Source organism: Pseudomonas sp. Irchel 3F3 (assembly GCF_900187545.1).
Taxonomy (GTDB): domain Bacteria; phylum Pseudomonadota; class Gammaproteobacteria; order Pseudomonadales; family Pseudomonadaceae; genus Aquipseudomonas; species Aquipseudomonas fortuita.
In genome coordinates, this window is record NZ_FYDS01000003.1 from 267,651 (window position 1) to 287,711 (window position 20,061).

Annotated in this window: 26 protein-coding genes and 2 tRNA genes; 16 read left to right on the plus strand and 12 right to left on the minus strand. The window is 59.9% G+C overall.

Going from position 1 to position 20,061, the window contains the following annotated elements:
• Nucleotides 1-77 precede the first annotated feature (77 nt).
• The 5 genes from modA (at nt 78) to csrA (ending at nt 4,140) form a co-directional block, all read left to right on the plus strand.
• Nucleotides 78-836, plus strand: a complete 759-nt coding sequence (gene modA, locus CKW35_RS07390) for a molybdate ABC transporter substrate-binding protein (protein ID WP_016487934.1) — start codon at nt 78-80, stop codon at nt 834-836.
• Nucleotides 836-1,516, plus strand: coding sequence for a molybdate ABC transporter permease subunit (modB, locus tag CKW35_RS07395; RefSeq protein WP_016487935.1), 681 nt, complete (start codon nt 836-838; stop codon nt 1,514-1,516). The genes modA and modB overlap by 1 nt, the downstream gene beginning before the upstream one ends.
• Nucleotide 1,517: 1 nt before the next feature.
• Entirely contained in the window at nt 1,518-2,609 is a 1,092-nt protein-coding gene (gene modC / locus CKW35_RS07400; protein WP_016487936.1) for a molybdenum ABC transporter ATP-binding protein, read from the plus strand.
• Between the two features lie 57 nt (nt 2,610-2,666).
• On the plus strand, nt 2,667-3,689 hold the full coding sequence (locus tag CKW35_RS07405; protein ID WP_095115569.1) for a DNA topoisomerase IB: 1,023 nt from the start codon (nt 2,667-2,669) through the stop codon (nt 3,687-3,689).
• A gap of 253 nt (nt 3,690-3,942) precedes the next feature.
• Nucleotides 3,943-4,140 (plus strand): carbon storage regulator CsrA, encoded by a 198-nt coding sequence (csrA, locus tag CKW35_RS07410; protein ID WP_012051904.1) that lies wholly within the window; start codon nt 3,943-3,945, stop codon nt 4,138-4,140.
• A gap of 36 nt (nt 4,141-4,176) precedes the next feature.
• On the opposite strand, the gene CKW35_RS07415 is transcribed toward csrA, so the two are convergent.
• The 4 genes from CKW35_RS07415 to CKW35_RS07430 form a co-directional block, all read right to left on the minus strand.
• Entirely contained in the window at nt 4,177-4,530 is a 354-nt protein-coding gene (locus CKW35_RS07415) for a response regulator (protein WP_016487938.1), read from the minus strand.
• Between the two features lie 12 nt (nt 4,531-4,542).
• Nucleotides 4,543-5,988 carry an ATPase domain-containing protein gene (locus CKW35_RS07420; RefSeq protein WP_016487939.1) on the minus strand — a complete coding sequence of 482 codons (1,446 nt, stop codon included), beginning with the start codon at nt 5,986-5,988 and terminating at the stop codon, nt 4,543-4,545.
• Nucleotides 5,989-5,993: 5 nt separating this feature from the next.
• On the minus strand, nt 5,994-7,154 hold the full coding sequence (locus CKW35_RS07425; RefSeq protein ID WP_060517199.1) for a nitrogen regulation protein NR(II): 1,161 nt from the start codon (nt 7,152-7,154) through the stop codon (nt 5,994-5,996).
• A gap of 70 nt (nt 7,155-7,224) precedes the next feature.
• On the minus strand, nt 7,225-7,500 hold the full coding sequence (locus CKW35_RS07430) for a hypothetical protein (protein WP_016487941.1): 276 nt from the start codon (nt 7,498-7,500) through the stop codon (nt 7,225-7,227).
• A gap of 198 nt (nt 7,501-7,698) precedes the next feature.
• On the opposite strand from CKW35_RS07430, the gene CKW35_RS07435 reads away from it, so the two are divergent.
• Nucleotides 7,699-7,783, plus strand: a tRNA-Leu gene (locus tag CKW35_RS07435).
• A 104-nt stretch (nt 7,784-7,887) separates the two neighbouring features.
• Nucleotides 7,888-8,301, plus strand: a complete 414-nt coding sequence (locus CKW35_RS07440; RefSeq protein WP_016487942.1) for a DoxX family protein — start codon at nt 7,888-7,890, stop codon at nt 8,299-8,301.
• A gap of 1 nt (nt 8,302) precedes the next feature.
• Here CKW35_RS07440 and CKW35_RS07445 read toward each other — a convergent pair whose 3' ends face one another.
• The gene (locus CKW35_RS07445; RefSeq protein ID WP_016487943.1) at nt 8,303-8,500 is read right to left on the minus strand and encodes a hypothetical protein; all 198 of its coding nucleotides are present in this window, start codon (nt 8,498-8,500) and stop codon (nt 8,303-8,305) included.
• A 422-nt stretch (nt 8,501-8,922) separates the two neighbouring features.
• Here CKW35_RS07445 and adhP point away from each other — a divergent pair, with 422 nt between their 5' ends.
• The 3 genes from adhP (at nt 8,923) to CKW35_RS27790 (ending at nt 11,004) form a co-directional block, all read left to right on the plus strand.
• A complete protein-coding gene (gene adhP, locus CKW35_RS07450; protein ID WP_060517197.1) occupies nt 8,923-9,933 on the plus strand; it encodes an alcohol dehydrogenase AdhP in 1,011 nt (336 codons plus the stop codon).
• A 77-nt stretch (nt 9,934-10,010) separates the two neighbouring features.
• Nucleotides 10,011-10,217 (plus strand): DUF6434 domain-containing protein, encoded by a 207-nt coding sequence (locus CKW35_RS07455; protein ID WP_016487945.1) that lies wholly within the window; start codon nt 10,011-10,013, stop codon nt 10,215-10,217.
• A 532-nt stretch (nt 10,218-10,749) separates the two neighbouring features.
• On the plus strand, nt 10,750-11,004 hold the full coding sequence (locus CKW35_RS27790; protein WP_143499761.1) for a hypothetical protein: 255 nt from the start codon (nt 10,750-10,752) through the stop codon (nt 11,002-11,004).
• Between the two features lie 106 nt (nt 11,005-11,110).
• Here the strand turns inward: CKW35_RS27790 and CKW35_RS07460 are convergent, their stop codons facing one another.
• Both CKW35_RS07460 and CKW35_RS07465 read right to left on the minus strand, forming a co-directional pair.
• Nucleotides 11,111-12,385 (minus strand): Y-family DNA polymerase, encoded by a 1,275-nt coding sequence (locus CKW35_RS07460; RefSeq protein WP_095115571.1) that lies wholly within the window; start codon nt 12,383-12,385, stop codon nt 11,111-11,113.
• Nucleotides 12,375-12,803: a LexA family transcriptional regulator gene (locus CKW35_RS07465; protein WP_016487949.1), complete on the minus strand. Its 429-nt coding sequence runs from the start codon at nt 12,801-12,803 to the stop codon at nt 12,375-12,377. The genes CKW35_RS07460 and CKW35_RS07465 overlap by 11 nt, the downstream gene beginning before the upstream one ends.
• Before the next feature lie 102 nt (nt 12,804-12,905).
• Here CKW35_RS07465 and CKW35_RS07470 point away from each other — a divergent pair, with 102 nt between their 5' ends.
• The 3 genes from CKW35_RS07470 to CKW35_RS07480 all read left to right on the plus strand — a co-directional run bounded on the left by CKW35_RS07470 (nt 12,906) and on the right by CKW35_RS07480 (nt 14,477).
• Nucleotides 12,906-13,625, plus strand: coding sequence for an SOS response-associated peptidase family protein (locus CKW35_RS07470; protein ID WP_095115573.1), 720 nt, complete (start codon nt 12,906-12,908; stop codon nt 13,623-13,625).
• 28 nt (nt 13,626-13,653) lie between these two features.
• Nucleotides 13,654-13,974, plus strand: a complete 321-nt coding sequence (locus CKW35_RS07475) for a hypothetical protein (protein WP_016487951.1) — start codon at nt 13,654-13,656, stop codon at nt 13,972-13,974.
• Between the two features lie 164 nt (nt 13,975-14,138).
• Nucleotides 14,139-14,477, plus strand: coding sequence for a YceK/YidQ family lipoprotein (locus CKW35_RS07480; RefSeq protein WP_095115575.1), 339 nt, complete (start codon nt 14,139-14,141; stop codon nt 14,475-14,477).
• 162 nt (nt 14,478-14,639) lie between these two features.
• On the opposite strand, the gene CKW35_RS07485 is transcribed toward CKW35_RS07480, so the two are convergent.
• From CKW35_RS07485 to sohB, 5 genes are all read right to left on the minus strand, one after another.
• A complete protein-coding gene (locus tag CKW35_RS07485; RefSeq protein ID WP_016487953.1) occupies nt 14,640-14,879 on the minus strand; it encodes a hypothetical protein in 240 nt (79 codons plus the stop codon).
• Nucleotides 14,880-14,965: 86 nt separating this feature from the next.
• Entirely contained in the window at nt 14,966-15,295 is a 330-nt protein-coding gene (locus tag CKW35_RS07490; RefSeq protein WP_082421997.1) for a hypothetical protein, read from the minus strand.
• A 92-nt stretch (nt 15,296-15,387) separates the two neighbouring features.
• Entirely contained in the window at nt 15,388-15,696 is a 309-nt protein-coding gene (locus CKW35_RS07495) for a hypothetical protein (RefSeq protein ID WP_023047941.1), read from the minus strand.
• 527 nt (nt 15,697-16,223) lie between these two features.
• Nucleotides 16,224-16,297 (minus strand) — tRNA-Cys (locus tag CKW35_RS07500).
• A gap of 154 nt (nt 16,298-16,451) precedes the next feature.
• On the minus strand, nt 16,452-17,471 hold the full coding sequence (sohB, locus tag CKW35_RS07505; protein WP_016487957.1) for a protease SohB: 1,020 nt from the start codon (nt 17,469-17,471) through the stop codon (nt 16,452-16,454).
• Nucleotides 17,472-17,670: 199 nt separating this feature from the next.
• Between sohB and CKW35_RS07510 the strand changes: the two genes are divergently transcribed.
• From CKW35_RS07510 to CKW35_RS07520, 3 genes are all read left to right on the plus strand, one after another.
• On the plus strand, nt 17,671-18,381 hold the full coding sequence (locus CKW35_RS07510; protein WP_016487958.1) for a histidine phosphatase family protein: 711 nt from the start codon (nt 17,671-17,673) through the stop codon (nt 18,379-18,381).
• A 56-nt stretch (nt 18,382-18,437) separates the two neighbouring features.
• Nucleotides 18,438-18,755 (plus strand): SCP2 sterol-binding domain-containing protein, encoded by a 318-nt coding sequence (locus tag CKW35_RS07515; RefSeq protein ID WP_016487959.1) that lies wholly within the window; start codon nt 18,438-18,440, stop codon nt 18,753-18,755.
• Nucleotides 18,756-18,972: 217 nt separating this feature from the next.
• Nucleotides 18,973-20,040 carry a phosphotransferase family protein gene (locus CKW35_RS07520; RefSeq protein WP_095115577.1) on the plus strand — a complete coding sequence of 356 codons (1,068 nt, stop codon included), beginning with the start codon at nt 18,973-18,975 and terminating at the stop codon, nt 20,038-20,040.
• Nucleotides 20,041-20,061 lie beyond the last annotated feature (21 nt).

Genomic DNA, 20,061 nt, shown 5'->3' on the forward strand with positions numbered 1-20,061 from the left:
TCACCCAGCCCCTTCCCGGCAAATGGCCTATCGCTATATAGTTCAGGACATAACGATAACCCCAAGGAGCTGTCTTGATGCGTATCCGCCCCTCCCACCTGGCCGCCACCGCCCTGGCCACCCTGTTCGCCTTCAACACTGCCTGGGCCGACGAAGTCCAGGTCGCGGTCGCAGCCAACTTCACTGCCCCCATCCAGGCCATCGCCAAGGACTTCGAAAAAGACACTGGCCACAAACTGGTCGCGGCCTACGGCGCCACTGGGCAGTTCTACGCACAGATCAAGAACGGCGCACCGTTCGAAGTGTTCCTCGCCGCTGACGACAGCACCCCGAAGAAGCTTGAAGAAGAAAAGGAAATTGTCCCCGGGTCGCGCTTCACCTACGCCATCGGCACCCTGGCCCTGTGGTCGGCGAAAGAAGGCTACGTAGACGCCAAGGGTGACGTGCTGAAGAAGAACGACTACAAACACCTGTCCATCGCCAACCCGAAAGCGGCACCTTACGGCCTGGCCGCCACCCAGGTGCTGGACAAGCTGGAGCTCACCGAAGCCACCAAGGGCAAGATTGTCGAAGGCCAGAACATCACCCAGGCCTTCCAGTTCGTCTCCACCGGCAATGCCGAGCTGGGCTTCGTTGCGCTGTCGCAGATCTACAAGGACGGCAAGGTAACCAACGGCTCGGCCTGGATCGTACCGGCCAACCTGCACGACCCGATCCGCCAGGACGCCGTGATCCTTAACAAAGGCAAGGACAATGCTGCCGCCAAGGCGCTGGTCGACTACCTGAAAGGTCCGAAAGCCGCAGCGGTGATCAAGTCCTACGGCTATGAACGCTGATGCCCCTGGACGCCAGTGACCTGGGTGCCATCTGGCTGACCGTCAAGCTGGCCAGCCTGACCACGCTGATCCTGCTGGTCATCGGCACCCCCATCGCCTGGTGGCTGGCGCGCACGCGCTCATGGCTACGCGGCCCGGTGGGTGCGGTAGTGGCACTGCCGCTGGTACTGCCTCCGACGGTGATCGGCTTTTACCTGCTGATCGCCCTGGGGCCACACGGCTGGCTAGGCCAGGCTACCCAGGCACTGGGCCTGGGCAGCGTGGTGTTCAGCTTCACAGGCTTGGTGATCGGTTCGACGGTGTACTCCATGCCGTTCGTCGTGCAACCGCTGCAGAATGCCTTTGGCGCCATCGGCCAGCGACCGCTGGAAGTCGCCGCTACCCTGCGCGCCAGCCCATGGGACACCTTCGTTCATGTGGTGCTGCCGCTCGCCCGCCCCGGCTTCGTCACGGCCAGCATCCTCGGCTTCGCCCATACCGTGGGCGAATTTGGCGTGGTGCTGATGATCGGCGGCAACATTCCCGACAAGACCCGAGTGGTGTCGGTGCAAATCTTCGATCACGTCGAGGCCATGGAGTATTCGCAAGCCCACTGGCTGGCCGGTGCCATGCTGGTGTTCTCTTTCCTGGTGCTGCTCTTGCTGTACGCCGGACGCCGCGGCAAAGCTGGCTGGAGCTGACATGACCGCATCGATAGTGGCGCGCCTGAACCTGGCGCGCGACGACTTCACCCTGGACGTTGACCTGCACCTGCCCGGGCGCGGCATCAGCGCGCTGTTCGGCCACTCGGGCTCCGGCAAGACCAGCTGCCTTCGCTGCCTGGCCGGCCTGGAACGGGCCGCCAGTGCCTACATCGAGGTTAATGGCGAAGTCTGGGAAGACAGCGCCCGCGGCTACTTCCAGGCGCCGCACCTGCGCCCGGTGGGCTACGTGTTCCAGGAGGCCAGCCTGTTCCCGCACCTGTCGGTACGCGGTAACCTGGAATTCGGCTGGCGCCGGGTAGCGGCTGCTGAACGCAAGGTCAGCCTCGACCAGGCTTGCCAGCTATTGGGTATCGGCCACTTGCTGGAGCGCCGCCCGGCAACCTTGTCTGGCGGCGAGGCGCAGCGGGTGGGCATTGCCCGCGCCTTGCTCAGCAGCCCACGGCTGTTGTTGATGGATGAACCGCTGGCGGCGCTGGACGGGCCTCGCAAGCGCGAGATCCTGCCCTACCTGGAGCGCCTGCACGACGAACTGGACATCCCGTTGGTGTACGTCAGCCATGCCCAGGATGAAGTGGCGCGACTGGCCGACCATCTGGTCTTGCTTGAACAAGGCAGGGCGGTCGCCAGCGGCCCGATCGGCGAAACCCTGGCCCGCCTGGACCTGTCGCTGGCCCAGGGCGACGATGCTGGCGTGGTGTTCGAGGGCATGGTGGTGGGGCACGATCCGCACTACGACCTGCTCGACTTGCGCCTGCCCGGCAGTAGCGGGCCGCTGCTGCGCATCGCCCACCCGGCGCATACGATGGGCAGTACGCTGCGGGTCAAGGTGCAGGCCCGGGACGTAAGCCTGGCACTGGCGGCAGACAGTACGTCAAGCATCCTCAACCGCCTGCCAGTGCGTGTGCGTGATAGCCGCCCGGCGGACAACCCGGCGCATGTGCTGGTCAGCCTGGATGCCGGTGGCAATGCCCTGCTTGCGCGCATCACCCGCTTCTCGGCAGACCAGCTCGGCTTGCACCCGGGCCAGGTACTGTTCGCCCAGATCAAGTCGGTGGCCCTTTTAGGCTGAGCATCCTGCGCTCAGGTGTTGTCCATTGATCAGTGACCCGATCAAGGCCCGCACCCTATGCTCGACTGCCCCCTGCCGCGCACGCTGCATTACGTTGACGACAGCCAGCCGGGCCTGACCCGGCGACGCTGGCGTGACCGTTTCATTTACCTGGATCCGGATGGCCAACGGGTACGCGACAGCGAAACCCTTGCGCGCATCGCCGCCCTGGTAATCCCCCCGGCCTATACCGATGTGTGGATCTGCACCGACCCGCAGGGCCACCTGCAGGCAACCGGCCGTGATGCCCGTGGCCGCAAGCAGTACCGTTATCACGCGCAGTGGCGCGAACTGCGCGACCAGCACAAGTACGGGCGCATGCTGGCCTTCGCCAAAGCGCTGCCCAAGCTGCGCGCGCAACTGGAGGCCCACTTGGCTCGCCCAGGGCTGGACCGGGAAAAAGTCATGGCGCTGGTGGTGAGCCTGCTGGACCACACCCTGATCCGCATCGGCAACCAGCGCTACCTGCGCGATAACCAGTCGTACGGCCTGACCACCCTGCGCAACCGCCACGTACAAGTGAAAGGCGGCACCATCCGCTTCCAGTTTCGCGGCAAGCGCGGCGTCGAACACAATGTCACCCTCAACGACCGGCGCCTGGCCAGCCTGCTCAAACGCTGCATGGAGTTACCTGGGCAAGCGCTGTTCCAGTACCTGGATGAAGACGGCCAGCGCCACAGCGTAGGCTCGGGTGAGGTGAACCAGTTTCTGCAGCAACTGACCGGCGCGGACTTTACCGCCAAGGATTACCGCACCTGGGCCGGCAGCAGCTTGGCGCTGGACTTACTTAAACCGCTGGCCTGGGAGCCGGAAAGCGAAGCCAAACGCCAGGTCGCGGCGATAGTCCGCCAGGTCGCAACGCGCTTGGGTAATACGCCGGCAGTCTGCAGGCGCTGCTATATCCACCCGGCAGTACTGGAGCACTATGCACTGGGGCGTTTGGCCAGTTTGCCAAAAAACCGTGTACGCAAAGGCCTGGACCCCGAAGAAGTGGCATTATTGCTGTTTCTTCAGGCGCTTGAGGAACAGGATGACCATTAAGCCTGTCTATCTAGCCCATGATGCGAAGAAATTTCCCATTAGCGTCCAAGCCCCCTATCCTTGCCATCGAGCACCTTGGCCGACAAACCGTTGACGGTTTGCACCGGCCCCTGCAAGTGAAGACACGCAACAGAATTTGTCTGTCTGGGAATTCTTATCCGCCGAAAGCGTCTTTAATGAGAAGGAAGAGGGACAAGCTCCCACCGCTGCGGCAAATAGGCCGGCGGACTCTTACATTACCAAGGAGAACTACATGCTGATACTCACCCGTAAGGTTGGCGAAAGCATCGTCATCAACGATGACATCAAAGTCACCATTCTGGGCGTCAAAGGGATGCAGGTGAGGATCGGTATCGATGCACCGAAAGATGTTCAGGTCCATCGCGAAGAGATCTTCAAGCGTATTCAGGCTGGCAGCCCGGCCCCGGAGAAACACGAAGACTCACACTGAGCCCCCAGGGAACATGGCTGCGCTTGATCGCCAGGCTCAGGTGCCCAACAACTGGCGCACCTTGGCGATCATCTCGTCCATGTCGAAAGGCTTGTCGAATATGGCGGCGAACAGGGCCGGGCATCCTTGGCTGGCCTGTGCGCCGCTCATCAGAATGACCGGCAATTCGCACAGCAATGGGTCTTGGCGCATGGCACGAACCAGCTCCTCACCATTGAGCAGCGGCATCATGTAGTCGGTGATCACCAGCTCAACACGCTTTTCCTTCAAGGCCTCCAGTGCCTTGCAGCCGTTGCTCGCCTTTTCTACCAGATAGCCTTCGTCCTCCAGGGCAAAACCAAGGATATCGGCAATCAGGTATTCGTCATCGACGATCAGGATGGTGTTCATCGGTTTGCTCCGTCACCCGCTCCCCTGCGGCACGGGCGTTCCCGAGAGCACACCACTGGCGCCTTCGAACGCCTTGCGCAAGCTAATGCCCTGCGGCCCGATCAACAGTTCGTGCAAGGCCGGGTCATGGTGACTGTCACGCACCTTGAGGATCGACAGCATGCGCCGTAGTTGAGAATCCAGCTCGACGAAGCGCATCAGCATCAGGTTGTCGACAATGCTCGACAGGTCCGGGGCCGGAGCGCTGATTTCCGCGCCGAAGATGTCGCGCATTTCCCAAGTCAACATCACGCTCACATCACGCGCACGCAGCTCGCCGGCGATGGCGCGGAAAAACCCATTGAGCCGCGCCGGATCGACGGCCAGGCGACTGAATGCCCCAAGGCTGTCAATCAGCACGCGCTTGCTGCCCTGCGCCTCGACACGTTCGAGCAGGCGCGCGCCGATCTGGTCTAGCAGGCCCTCGGTAGTCGGCTGCCAACACAACTGCAGGCTACCGTCCTGCTCCATCGCTGCAAAGTCATAACCCAGCGACGCAGCCTTGTTGCGCAGGCGTTCGGGCGTTTCATAAAAGCCGAAATGCAGCCCCGGCGCCTGCACGGTGCTGGCGCCAAGAAAGGCCAGCCCCAATGATGTCTTGCCAATACCAGAGGGCCCGATCAACAGGCTGACCGAACCCATCGCCAGGCCGCCTTCGAGCATCTCATCCAGGGATGACACACCACTGCTGATGCGCGCCGGGGTGGCGCTGCCCATCTGGCTCGGGTGGCTGAACAACGCTTCCAGGCGCGGATAGACCTGCATGCCGCTTTCATTGATAAGGCATTCATGGCGCCCCGACAACGCCGCACTGCCGCGGGTCTTGCGCAACTGGATATGGCGCACGGCGCGGCTGCCCACCAGTTGCTCACCCAACTCGATTACCCCGTCGACCATGGTGTGCTCCGGGCTGCCCTCGTCCAGCCGCGCACTGGTGAGCAGCAGGACGGTGCAGCCGGCAAAGGCCGCATGGCCCTGCAGCTCGGAGACGAATTTCTTGGTGTCCAGCGTGGTTTCGGCACGCACCCGGGCATTGAGCACACCGTCGACAATCAGCAGGCTGGCCTGCTGCCGGGCGATTTCCTGGCGCAGCAGCCGCACCACAGCATCCAGACCTTCCTGCTCAAGGGTATCGAAGGCACTGACAAACTGTATCTGATCGCCAACTAGCGTCGGGTCAAAAAAGTCCAGGGTGGACAGGTACTGGAACAGCCGCTCATGCGACTCGCTCAACAAGGTGGCGACCAGCACGCGGCCACCCGAGCGCACGTGCCCGTAGGCCAGCTGATTGGCCAGGATAGTCTTGCCGGCACCCGGCGGGCCTTGAATGATGTAGGAGGCTCCGGCTACCAGCCCCCCCTTGAGCAGCGCATCGAGCCCTTCGATACCTGTCACCAACCGCCTGAGTGCCTGCGCCATGATGCTTACCTGTCGAGTGGGCTGTTGGTCTTGTCCTGATACGTTGGCAAGTAAAGCTGCATGAAAGTTCCATGGCCGGGCTCACTGTCGACGTGGATGGCGCCACCGCTCTGCCTGGCAAAGCCATATACCTGGCTAAGGCCCAGGCCAGTACCCTTGCCGAACGCCTTGGTCGTGAAGAATGGCTCGAAGATGCGCGGCAGAATTTCTGGTGCAATCCCTCCACCACTGTCTTCCACCACGAAGCGCACAAAGCTGCCGTGCAGCCCTCCCACCTCGCCAGCCAGCTCAACCACATCGACTGTCAGACCTATCCGGCCCTCCTCTGCGATAGCATCGCGGGCGTTGAACAGCAGGTTCAGCAGCACCATCTGCAACTGCCCGGCATCCACTTCAATCAACGGCAAGTCCGCTTCCAACTGCACCTGTAGCTCTATCGAGCTGGGCAGTGCGTGCTCCAACAGGCCGCGGGTAGCAGCGACCAGGTCTGCCGGTGCGACACGCGCTACATCGAGCTGACGGTGGCGAGCAAAGCTGAGCAGCTGCTGGGTCAGTTCAGTGCCCCGCTGCCCGGCGACGAGAATGTGCTGCAACATGCGCTCGATGCGCGCCGGGTCTTTGCTGGCGAGCGCCAGTCGCGCGGAACTGATGATGATGGTGAGCATGTTGTTGAAATCATGCGCCAGCCCCCCGGTCAACTGGCCGAGAGCTTCCAGCTTCTGCGCCTGGAACAACTGGGCGCGCACTGCATCCAGTTGCATCGCCGACTCGCGGCGGTCGGTGATGTCCCGCGTGACCTTGGCCAGGCCGATGATCTGCCCTTGGTCATCGCGGATCACATCCAGCGCCGCCAGGGCCCAGAACTGTGTGCCATCCTTGCGCACGCGCCAGCCCTCATCCTGCGCCACTCCTTCCTCCAGCGCCTGGCGCAGCAAGCGCTCAGGGCGGCCGTCGGCGCAGTCCTGGGGGGTGAAAAACAGCGAGAAATGCTGGCCGATCACTTCATCGGCGCGGTAGCCTTTGATCCGTTGCGCCCCGGCATTCCACGACACCACATGGCCAGACGTATTCAGCATGTAGATGGCGTAATCCACCACAGACTGAACCAGCCGCTCATAGCGGTGTTCAGGCATGACGGGGTTGTCGAGGCAGTCAGCTGAAACCATGAAGACTCCACTGGCACAGCGCAAGGGACATAAACGTTAGCCGAGGGTGCCCGCCAGCGGCTAGCGATGGTCAGCGTTCAGGCTCGACCAGCACGGGGCTGATGCGCCGTGGCATCGCCACCCTCAACAGCCACAGGCCAACCAGCATGATAACCCCTCCGCCCACCAAAGCCATCCACCGCTGCGGCTGTGGGTGCTCAGCATCGAAACCGAGCATCAACAGGTAGCCACCCAGGCTTATCAGGCTGAGGAACAGAAACGCGCCCAACACCATCACCTGGGCAAATAGCAGCCGCCAGAACAGCCGTGGGCGCGCCACTTGCGTGCAAGGGTCAGACCGAGTCATCGCGGCATACTCTTGGATCCAATAAAGGCGGCAACAGTGGCGTAATGACACCAAGGTGTCAATTGCCCGGTGGTCCAACCCTTCTGTTGATCATAGGTGCTGCAGTTGACTCAAATATAACAATGGGTTATAAAGCGCGCTTGATTGCAAAGCCCTTCTGCCTAGAAGTGGGCTGGTCGTCACGACCCTTTCAAGCGTGCGAGTGTGGTGGAATTGGTATACACAGCAGACTTAAAATCTGTCGGCGTGAGCCTTGCGGGTTCGAGTCCCGCCACTCGCACCAAACTTCCTCGAAAAGGCGCCCTTGCGGCGCCTTTTTGCTGCCTGCCAGCAATCCTTGGCGCAGCTGCTAAAGTGGAGCGTGTCCTCTTCCACTGGAACGCCGCCATGCGCTACTCGCTGCTCGATGGCCAACGCGACATCATTATCCTGATTGCCCGCGTACTGCTGATGATTTTGTTTGTCTTGTCTGGCTGGGCCAAGCTGACCGGCTTTGATGGCACGGTTGGCTACATGACGTCGCTCGGCGCCCCTGCCCCCATGCTGGCGGCAGCGATTGCCGTGCTCATGGAGTTCGTCGTCGGCATCCTGCTCATCCTGGGCTTTTACACCCGCCCGCTGGCATTTCTATTCGCACTGTTCGTGCTGGGTACGGCACTGCTGGGCCACCCGTTCTGGAACATGGTCGACCCCGAACGCAGCGCCAACATGACCCAGTTCCTGAAAAACCTTGCCATCATGGGTGGCTTGCTGTTGCTGGCAGTGAGCGGCCCTGGGCGTTTCTCGGTGGACGGGCGCTGAGTCAGTCGTCTTCGCAGTCATCGAACCAGGCTGGGTGATCACGCTCTTCATCATCAAGGTCATCCAGCGTTTCCTCATCTTCTTCCACTTCATCCTCGGCGCCTTGGGCATCCGCCTCGGGCTCCATGTCTTCGTAGAGAAATTCATGGTCAAGCAAGTGATCATGCTCGGGTTCGTGCAGGTCGTCTTGGTCGTGCATGCTGGCTCCTGGGGTGATGGCAGGCCTGTATAGGCTGATCAGGTGCCAAGGTCAATGTGTTCCGCTTAATCCTGGGTTAACCGGCCGGGTGCAGCCTGCAGGCTCTCCCTTCAAACGTCTTTTGCCCGCCTTTCATGGCGGGCTTTTTTATGGCCCAGGGAACATGACAGCCTCATGACCTGAGCTTCACGAAATACTCACAACCAGACCGGCACACTGACCCTGCTCCGTACGTTCTTGAAGCCCGCCGCATCATTGCCGCGGGCTTTTCTTTTTGCGACGTGTTCATGAAGCATACGCAGGGCCGCTGCTACACCTGCTAATCCAGCCGCGCATGACCTGTAGCAGTTTTGCCCGGCCCGCCAAGGGCTATGCTAACCCGGCGATAACCCAAGCTCACTCAGATAGACACGGAGGCTCTTATGAAAGCTGCTGTCGTTGCACCAGGCCGTCGCGTGGACATAGTAGAGAAAGCCCTGCGCCCCCTCGAACACGGCGAAGCGCTGCTGAAGATGCAATGCTGCGGTGTGTGCCACACCGACCTGCACGTAAAGAATGGCGACTTCGGTGACAAGACCGGCGTCGTGCTGGGCCATGAAGGTATCGGCGTGGTCCAGGCAGTCGGGCCGGGGGTTACCTCGCTCAAACCGGGCGACCGTGCCAGTGTTGCCTGGTTCTATCAGGGTTGCGGGCATTGCGAGTACTGCAACAGCGGCAACGAAACCCTGTGCCGCGAGGTGAAGAACTCCGGGTACACCGTGGACGGCGGCATGGCAGAGGCCTGCATCGTCAACGCCGATTACTCGGTCAAAGTACCCGACGGCCTCGATTCCGCTGCCGCCAGCAGCATTACCTGCGCTGGCGTCACGACCTACAAGGCGGTGAAAATCTCCAACATCCGCCCCGGCCAGTGGATCGCCATCTACGGCCTCGGCGGGCTGGGCAACCTGGCCCTGCAATACGCCAAGAACGTCTTCAACGCGAAAGTGATCGCCATCGACGTCAATGAACAGCAACTGCGCTTCGCCAGCGAAATGGGCGCAGATTTGGTGGTCAACCCGCTCAACGAAGACGCCGCGAAGGTTATCCAGGCCAAGACCGGTGGCGCCCACGCTGCCGTAGTGACTGCCGTCGCCAAAGGCGCATTCAACTCGGCCGTCGATGCCTTGCGCGCTGGCGGGCGACTGGTTGCTGTCGGGCTTCCGTCGGAGTCCATGGACCTGAACATTCCCCGCCTGGTGCTGGATGGGATTGAAGTAGTGGGCTCATTGGTCGGTACACGCCAGGACCTGCAGGAAGCCTTCCAGTTTGCCGCAGAAGGCAAAGTCGTGCCCAAGGTGACGCTGCGACCGATCGAAGATATCAACCAGATCTTTGACGAGATGCTGGAGGGCAAGATCAAAGGCCGCATGGTGATCCAGTTCGAAGACTGACTATTTTCACACGCCGACAAGGCCTGTAGATTTTTGGTCTACGGGCTTTGTGCCTTTTCGCAGTCAAGGAGCAGACCATGAGCGTCGACTGGCACGCCGGGCCGATTACCCGCACCACCGCGCTAGACAAGCATTACCGCAACACGCACAAAGTGCGTCAGTTTCTGCTCAGTGAGTGCGGCCCGTCATTCCGGTTCGACCGCTCCTTTATGGCATGGATCAAAACCGGGGCACCGTCGACGATGGGCGAAGTCGCGGACGAATGGCAGCGACTCCATCGATGACAACCGGCACCTGCCCCCTGCAACCCGGACTGCGCGCCAGCCGCGTCTTTCAGCATTTTGTCCAACGATTCAACCATGCTGGAATAATCCATTTCCTGACTCCGTCAATAATGGAATTGGCTTCGGTACAACCCTAGCTTCAGAACATTTCAATCTTTGATGAGGAAGCCGAAGAAGGATGCCTCTCATGCTGAAGACCAGCGTTTCAGAGCAGAGGTTCAAGATAAGTGCCTGGGAGAGGGCACGCAGAACGCCATCCTTGAGGGGTTATGCGCTTCGATTCCAGTGAAAAGCAACGGCCAGCACAGTGAATGCCAGCACGGCCTCAGCTACCAGAAACACGCCGTAAAAGTCTTCCGAAAACATGTCAGTCATTCCGCAGATAAGCGTTGAGAGAGGGGGGGCGCCACGCATCTAACGTAACGGCCAACCTCAGAGCGATTACCCCTCTCAGAAGTTCACTGCTTTTCGCGGCTCGTCGCCCTTACCCCACCGATGTAACCCAATACACAGAAAGCGATAGCGCTTGCGCATGACATGGTCACTGGCTGCGCGTAAAGGCTCGAAACCGTCACTCAAAAAAATGAATTCGGTAGCTGCCTGTTCGGTCAAGAATAATGAACGCAGTAAATCTGACGAGGTGACAGCAATGACTATCCACGCAGAGACACTCGCTCAACTGACCGAGGCGCTTAAGCAGCACGGCATGAACCTGGTATCAGAGGTTGCATTTACCAGAGCGCCTTACAGATACAACCACCGCTGGATCTGCATCGTAGAGCAATGACCTTTATGGCCGGCGGCCTGGAGCGAGACTCCTCCGCCGGTCCCCCTCTTCTGTACACCACACGCCTATGGAAGGGGAAGCAGACGGGGCCAAGCCGATGACAGGTTCAACATTTGACCGTCCACAGCTGATCAATCCGCGTGGTATAGGATTGGCTCATCATCTCTCTCCTCATGCCCCAGTCCGGTGTTGCCGGCACGCTGGCGGCTCGCATTGTCCCTCGCCCCCAGCGCTGGTTGATGTCATCCATCATCTGCATCAATCGGTGACATGCCACCGATTGCCTGGGCGCAAACAAGTCCCCTGAAAATTCATCTGGTTGCCGCAGGTCCATCAGCAGCACCTCTGCCTTGCTGTAGCGAAACCCTGGCCTGAAGACCTGCCCGACCGCGTCGGTAGCCAGTCGGGTCATCAGCAGCGTGTCGCAGGTTGGGTATGGCAGCTCCACCAGCGCGCCTTGTGCGTGGTGCGCCTCATCCGGGTTGAACATGCCGGTGCGAATGCTCACACGCATGCGCTTGCACACTGAGCCCTGAACCCGGAGCTTCTCCGCTGCTCGGCCAACGTAAGTGGCCACTGCCTGCTGGATGGGCGCAAGCTCTGTCAGCCGCTTGCCGAACATCCGGCTACAGCAGATTTCCTGTTTAGGGGGTTCGGCCTCGTCCAGCTCCAGGCACGGCGTGCCCGCCAGCTCGCGGGCAGTCTTCTCCACGATCACACTGAATTTCTGCCGAAGCGTGCGGGCGTCAGCCTTGGCCAGGTCCATCGCCGTATGAATGCCCATTGCCTCGAGGTGGGCGGTCATTCGCCGGCCAATGCCCCACACCTCCTTCACTTCGGTGTTGCGCAGCACCCAATCGCGCTTGAACGGATCGGTAATGTCGACCACCCCGCCCGTCTGCGCATGCAGGCGCTTCGCCGTATGATTGGCCAGCTTGGCGAGCGTCTTTGTGCCAGCGATGCCGACCCCCACGGGGATACTGGTGCACTGGAAGATCCTGGCCCGCAGCTTGCGTCCGAACTGGGTCAGGTTTTCCTGAATACCCGACAGATCGGCGAAGCATTCATCGATGCTGTAGACCTCAGTGTCAGGCACCATCGATTCGATCAGGGACATGACACGCTCGCTCATGTCGCCGTACAGCGCGTAATTACTGCTGAAGGCCATGATGCCGTGCCGACGCAGCTTGTCCCTCGCCTGGAAGTACGGTTCACCCATCTTCACGTATGGCTTGGCGTCGTATGACCTGGCGATCACGCAGCCATCGTTGTTGCTCAGCACCACGATAGGGGTCTTGGTCAGATCCGGCCGAAATACCCGCTCGCAGCTCGCGTAAAACGAGTTGCAATCGATCAGTGCAAATACCGGGTCACTGCGCATGATCGCGAACGCTGTATCGAACCACGCCCCAGATGACGAGCTCGTCGCCTTCCATGACATAGCGTGGCGGATAGGCGGGGTTTTCTGACTTCAGGATCACCACGCCGTCGCGACGGTAAAGGCGCTTGCAGACCGGTTCACTATTGACGGCGGCAATCACCACATCGCCGTGCCCGGCTTCACGGCCGCGGTCTACGATGACGATGTCACCTGAATAGATCCCCGCCCCTTGCATGCTGTCCCCCTCCACTTTCACCAGATACACATGGGGTGCACGGAGGTCGAATAACTCATCGAGGGAAATATGGCCTTCCAGATGGTCTGCAGCAGGCGACGGGAAGCCGGCCGGAACGTGGAATGAATAGAGCGGTAGTGGTTCGGTGCCGCCGGCTGGCGCACCCAATAACGTGATGGTCATGATGAAAGGCCCAGTACAGACTGTATGTATATACAGTAAATCTGGCATCAGGTGCACGGTCAATCCTGGCCAGCGAAATTTCTGACGGGCGAGAGGTGGAAAATGTGCGGACGGTATTCGATGTACGAGTCGATGGACCACTACCTGCGCCAGCTATCGCTGGATCTGGTGGTAATCAATGGCTACGACCACGCGTCCATCAGTCGCTACAACGTGGCGCCGTCGACCCGGGTGGAGGTGATACGTCAGATAGAAGGCGCGCTCAGCGTGGATCGGGTCAAGTGGGGATGGTCGCCATTCTGGGCAAAGGGAAAAAGGCCCGACCCGATCAATGCTCGGGCGAAAACGGTGGTAACGGGGAAATTTTTCAAAGGCCTGTGGCCAGGTGGCAGAGCGCTGGCGCCGGCAAACGGATGGTTCGAGTGGGTAGCCGACCCCGCGGACCCGAAGCGCAAGCAGCCTTACTACATCACAAGCGCTGATGGAGGGCCGCTCTACTTCGCAGCGCTCGCTGAAGTGCACCAGGGCATGGAGCCCAATGAGAGCGATGGCTTTGTCATCATAACCGCAGCGGCGGACCAGGGGCTCATCGACATACATGACAGAAAGCCTTTGGTACTCAAACCGGAGACCGCCAAAGAATGGCTGGACCCGGCAACATCTCCGGCGCGCGCGGCAGCGATTGTTACAGCGGGTTGCAGGCCGGCTGAGGATTTTCGTTGGTATCCGGTAGGCAAGGCGGTGGGCAATGTCAGGAATGAGGGGGAATCGTTGATTGCGGCAATAGACAGCGAAAACCATCAGGGTCAGCTAGAGTTTTGACAAGGTGAAACACCGCGAGAGAACGATCATGCTAAAACAAGAAGCAGACGACGTGATTGAGCGTATCCGTGACGATCTGAAAAGGCACGGAGTGCTGATCGGCTACGATCCAGAATTTACCAGTGCTGAGTTCGGATGCGACCTGGATTACCATGTTGCTCAGGTTAGAGAAGACCCGAACAATCATGTATTGCGTATCGCGATACATGACGAAGGCTTGTGGGCCCAGCTCCGGCAGGGGGCGGTGTATCGCGGTATTGTCAGTGATTGCCAAGGGAAGCTCTTCGGCATACCTATTCTGATAGAGCCCAGAACCGATGCGTCCTACACCATTCAATACAAGCTCTAGGCGTCACCAAGGTTGTCTGGCGCAAGCCTGTGCCCCCTGCAGAGTGAGCTGTGCGATTCGGTGAAGCAGGGGGCAATCGCTACCGCGAGTCTTGGCCAAACCCGCACGACGCGGGGGCATTCATTAATGCGCTATTATCCGGCCATCACCAAGGAGATGGTCTGATGAAACAGCTGTGGACGGGATTGGCGCTGCTCATGATGCTTGGCGGTTGTGGGACGGTACGCACCGTTTCCAGTGAATCAAAGGCCATGGGCGACCTGGCTGAATGGAATTCTTATTGCCCCGCTATCCCCCGGATGTATAGCGGGGTCGCCTACCAGTTTTGCAACTTGACTGGACCTGAAAGAACGGGAGTACATTCAGACCCCTATCAAATTCTGGTAGATATGGCTGCGTCGGGCGTGGCTGATACGCTTGTTCTGCCCTACACCAGCTATCAGCAATACAAGCTCGGCAATATGGTGATACCAAGCTTCAGCCCACAGATGAGTCAGCCATAGGAACAGCCTGGGCCGTCGAACTGATAGTGATCTCGGGGCTGTAATCGCTCAGGGCCTGCGCGACGCAGGCGCAGCTAGCTGGGGGACAGCCGGGTTGTGCAGCATGTACCGCGCTGCGCCACCCGATCACCGACCTCGGCGAACGCGCCTGCCAGGCCAAACTCAACTTTTCTGACTTTCCACGTACTGTTCCGCCATAACCTTCCCTTCGAGAATGGCTTCTGTCGAAGAGGAGAATGGGCGGCTCACACGCAGGGTTCGCGCCGTTGCACCTGGTTTCCCTACTTCAACCAACATCCCGGTTGGAAATTCAACGCTCGACTCCCACAGCACGTAAATCGATGCCTGGTAACCGAGATAGGAATGCACGTAAAGGTCATGACTGGTGGACTGAAGGCTCATCACTTTCTCCAACTGGGCGCCTCGATGCGCGTCTGATAGAGATACGACTGATGCGATCTGAGGAGCGTTCCGTTTTCCCGGCATCGTTATCTGTGAAGACGCGAACCTCTGCGGGGAAGGGGTTCAGGCCCTGGTGCTTTTGGCGCCGGAAACGCCTGTGCGACCCAGCCGTGAGCACGCTCGATCGCCCAAGCAATCGCTACAGACGGTTTTTGGCCACAGCAGTTTGGGTGAAGCTCTTCAAGCAAGAGCACGCCTTTTTCTCCATAGATACCCAAGAAAAGTTGAGTAGCGTTTTCAGGCGAGAGCCGCGCCTGGATGTTGATTAAAGTGCCGCAGGTCAGGCGCTCATCGTAGTTCCGAAAATACATCTCAGGATTGGCCCACTCCCAGTAGACTTTGCCGCGATTGCGCATGGAAAGGACCTTGAGCTCAAATTCTTGACTGGCGGGACAGCATACACAGCTGTTCCACCGAATCCACTGCAGAAGCTCTGCGTTACATTTTTTTACAACTGCTTTTCGGTTGAACCGGTGATGGCGCCCATTGCCACCCCTTCAATCGCCACGCGGCGAGCCAGGCCCACGCCCCATGCCAGCGCCCTGGTCATCGACTCGCCAGGCCGAGAGTTGAATGCCTCTTCGTACAACGCCATCCCTGACCAAGCATAAACCCCCAAGAAAATCTGCGTCCCGCCAGGTCGGCAACGCCTCACCTGAACGTCAATGCGAGTGCCGTCACTCAGTGTTTCTTCATGACTTTGGTGGTGCAACGCCGGTTCAGCCCAAGCCCAGTACACGTGGCCCCTCATTCGCATATAGCTCTCCGTCATCGCCGGTGGGTGGTTGATGTAACTAGGACTGGCAGACCCCTTCATTTGTAATTAGGCCTATCCAACTAGCTTGACCACCGACCGCGAACAAAAGCTCATTTTTTTCCGCTGCCCCCTCCAGCAGCAGCACCGCTCTTATGGTTCAGGATTTCATGCCAACGCGATCTGAAATCGGTATTGCCAGGGTTCCGGTTGCGGATGCCGCAGGCGTGTTTACAGATTTATAAGGCGATCACTGGGGCTGGCCAAGTCATCGACGACGCTCCGGGACGATCCAGAATTGCGGCATCTGGATTAAGCGCGGGCACTGGATGAACAGCGCCAAGGTCGCGCGGATCTCAGAGGTCGAGCCTTTCGACGCGCTCGCGGGATTGATGGAGATGTTCAGCGGGGGGGGTCAGTCCCGGATCAATCACCGCGCAGCGCAGCGGGCACAGGATCCGGAAACGGTGCGGCTTTTTTAGGCGCAAATAAAAACCCCGCAGACGTTAATCTGCGGGGCTTTCGAATGGTGGAGGCCGAGGTCGGAATCGAACCGGCGTAGACGGATTTGCAATCCGGAGCATAACCACTTTGCTACTCGGCCTCAAAGGTCGGATCTAGCTGCTTGCGCTTTGCTATCTCCTTGAAACGCTGAACCTTTTTCAAAGTTTGCTGCGTTTCGATGGGCGCCATTATGTCTTCATTCTTTTAACCTTGCAACCCCCTGAACGAAAAAAAATTTCAACGGGTTCAAGGTGTTAGCGCAGGCGGCCGAGTTTACTCCACAAGCCCACCACTGTGTTCTCCACCGCACCACTCGCCGCCATGCCGATTCGCTCTTGCAGGCTCTTGCGTTCGGCATAGTGCAGGTGGAACAGGTTGGCGTTGCGCGCGCGGGCGCTGAGGTACTCGTCGCTGGTCTGCAGTTCGTCCACCAGCTGGCGGTTGAGTGCTGCCACGCCCAGCCAGACTTCGCCTGTGGCCACTTCGTCAATGTGCAGTTGCGGGCGATAGCGGGCAACAAAGTCCTTGAACAACTGGTGGGTAACGTCCAGGTCTTCCTGGAACTTCTCCCGGCCCTTGTCAGTGTTCTCGCCAAACACGGTCAGGGTGCGCTTGTACTCGCCGGCGGTCAGCACTTCGAAGTCGATATCGTGTTTTTTCAGCAGGCGGTTGACGTTGGGCAGCTGCGCCACCACCCCGATCGAACCCAGTACGGCAAATGGCGCACTGATGATTTTCTCCCCGATACAGGCCATCATGTAACCACCGCTGGCGGCCACTTTGTCGATGCATACGGTCAGCGGTATGCCCGCTTGACGAATGCGCGCCAGTTGCGACGCCGCCAAGCCGTAGCTGTGTACCAGGCCACCACCGCTTTCCAGGCGTAGCACCACTTCGTCACGCGGGGTGGCGAGGGTTAGCAGCGCGGTGATTTCGTTGCGCAGGCTTTCGGTGGCAGAGGCTTTGATATCGCCATCGAAGTCCAGCACGAAAACCCGGCCCTTTTCCTCGGCCTTGCCTTTCTTCTGCTGTTTTTCCGCCTTGGCCTGCTGCTTGCGCAAAGCCTTGAGCTGAGCCTTGTCGAGCAGGCCGGACTCCAGGCGCTCGCGCAGGTCCTTGTAGAATTCGTTCAGGCGGGTGACCTGCAGTTGCCCACCCGGTTTGCGCCGCCCCTTGCTGCGCAACCCGGCGATAGCCGACAGCACCACGAGGATGGCGATGACCAGGGTGGCGGTTTTGGCGAGAAAGCTTGCGTATTCGGCAAGAAACTCCACGTTGACTCCTTAAATACCTGCGCCAAGGCGGCGCGTTAACTGTTGCAAGCATACCGCTGCGCCAAAGGTGCTGCCAGCCGGTGTAAACGCTGGCAACACCTTTCAAACAACCTTTTCAAACGCTTGTATGTTTTTTCGTTGACAGCCCGTGTGCTGCATCCTAACCTCGCAGCAACCTCCAAACAGGCCGGAACCTTTCGTGGGCAACCTCTACCTGATCCGACATGGCCAAGCCTCTTTCGGTGCTGATGACTACGACGTCCTCTCGCCCGTGGGCGTGCGCCAGAGCCACGCGCTGGGTGAGCACCTGGCCCAGTTGGGTGTACGGCTGGACCGTTGCGTGGCAGGCGACCTGCGCCGCCAGCAGGATACCGCGCGCCTGGCCCTGCAGGCCTTGCATGCCAGCGGCTGCCCGGTGCCGGCTGTTGAGACCGACGCGGCGTTCAATGAGTTCGATGCCGATGGCGTCATCCGCGCCCTGTTGCCTGGGCTGCTGCCAGAAGAGCCCGATGCCCTGCATGTACTGCGCAATGCTGCGCAGCATCGCAGCGAATTCCAGCGCCTGTTCGCATTGATGGTGCAGCGCTGGCACGCGGGCGAACAGGCGGACGATGGCCTGGAAAGCTGGCAGGCTTTCACTCGTCGTGTACAAGGTGGCCTGGAGCGCGTGCTCGATACCGCCGGCAGCGGTGACAATGTCGCCATCTTCACTTCGGGCGGCACCATTGCCGCCCTGCTGCACCTGGTTACCCGTATTACCCCCAGCCAGGCGTTCGCGCTGAACTGGCAAATCATCAACACGTCGCTCAGCCAGCTGAAGTTCCGCGGCCGCGACGTGGCACTGGCCTCCTTCAACAGCCAGGCCCATGTGCAGCTGTTGAAGGTACCGGAGCTTGTCACCTATCGATGAGCCCGGCTTGTTGTGTCCCTGCGGGGACGTGTAAATAACTCTATAAGGAATGCGCCATGACCTCCGTAGCTGATGCCGTCAAAAAGATGCAAGAGAAGTTCAACCCATCCGCTGCCGCCGGCCTGGACCTGGTGTTCGGCTTCAACATCACCGACGAAGGCAAGCAATACGCGCTGATCGTCAAAGACGGCACCTGCGACCTGCAGGAAGGCGAAAACCCGGACGCCAACTGCACACTGGTGATGGACAGCGAAACCCTGAAGGGCATCGTCAGCGGTGAAACCGATGGCATGCAGGCCTTCATGGGCGGCAAGCTGCGCGTTGAAGGCGACATGATGCTGTCGATGAAGCTCAGCGAGCTGTTCCCGTCCTGAGGGCTGGGTACACCGGATGATCGAAAGACCGAAGCCTTGGCGGCTTCGGTTTTTTTTTGCCTGCCCCAAAGCCTGCGCTGGCACGTTGGTCGTTGACATAAGGGCAGTTGATCAACCAGCAACACCCTCACCTATATGGCACCTGGCACGCTTGTTCCAGCGCCGGCAGGCCATTAGATTAGCCAATAGTCCTTGGGATCGAAAATAAGGAAAACGCATGACGCTCACCGACCAGTCCACCCAGGTACGCCCCGGCGAAGAACTCGACGCGGCCGTCATCGACCCTTACCTCAAGGCCAACATCCCCGACCTGGACGGCCTGCCGCGCATCAGCCAGTTTCCAGGAGGGGCCTCCAACCTCACCTACCTGGTCAGCTACCCGGGCCGGGACTTTGTGCTGCGCCGCCCGCCATTCGGGCAAAAGGCCAAGTCGGCCCACGACATGGGCCGCGAGTTCCGCATACTCAACCAGTTGAACAGCGGCTTCCCCTTCTGCCCCAAGGCGTATGTGCACTGCACCGACAGCAGCCTGATTGGCGGTGAGTTCTACGTCATGGAACGGGTCAAGGGCATCATCCTGCGCTCGGACATCCCTGCCGGGCTGAACCTTGACGCCAGCCGCACCGAGGCCCTGTGCAAAAGCTTTATCGACCGCCTGGTCGAGTTGCACCAGGTGGACTACAACGCCTGTGGCCTGGCCGACCTGGGCAAGCCGGAAGGCTATGTACAGCGCCAGATCGAGGGCTGGACCAGCCGCTACAAGAAAGCCCTGACCCCGGATGCCCCGCGCTGGGAAAAGGTGACCACCTGGTTGCACGAAAAAATGCCTGCCGACCACCCGAAGCCCGCCATCGTGCACAACGATTACCGCTTCGACAACGTGATCCTCGACGCCGACAACCCTATGCGCATCATCGGTGTGCTGGACTGGGAAATGGCCACCCTGGGCGACCCGCTGATGGACCTGGGCAACAGCCTGGCCTACTGGATCGAAGCCGACGACCCGGCGCCGGTGCAACTGATGCGCCGCCAGCCGAGCAACGCGCCGGGCATGCTCACCCGCCGCCAGTTCGTGGATTACTACGCGGCACGCGCAGGCATCACGCTGGACAACTTCGATTACTACTATTGCTATGGCCTGTTCCGCCTGGCCGGCATCGTCCAGCAGATCTACTACCGCTACTACCACGGCCAGACCCAGGACAAGCGTTTCGCCCAGTTCATCCACATGAACCGCTTGCTCGAGCAGATGACCTTGCAGGTCATTGCCAGGTCCAGCCTCTGAGCAACGCCCACGACGACGGAT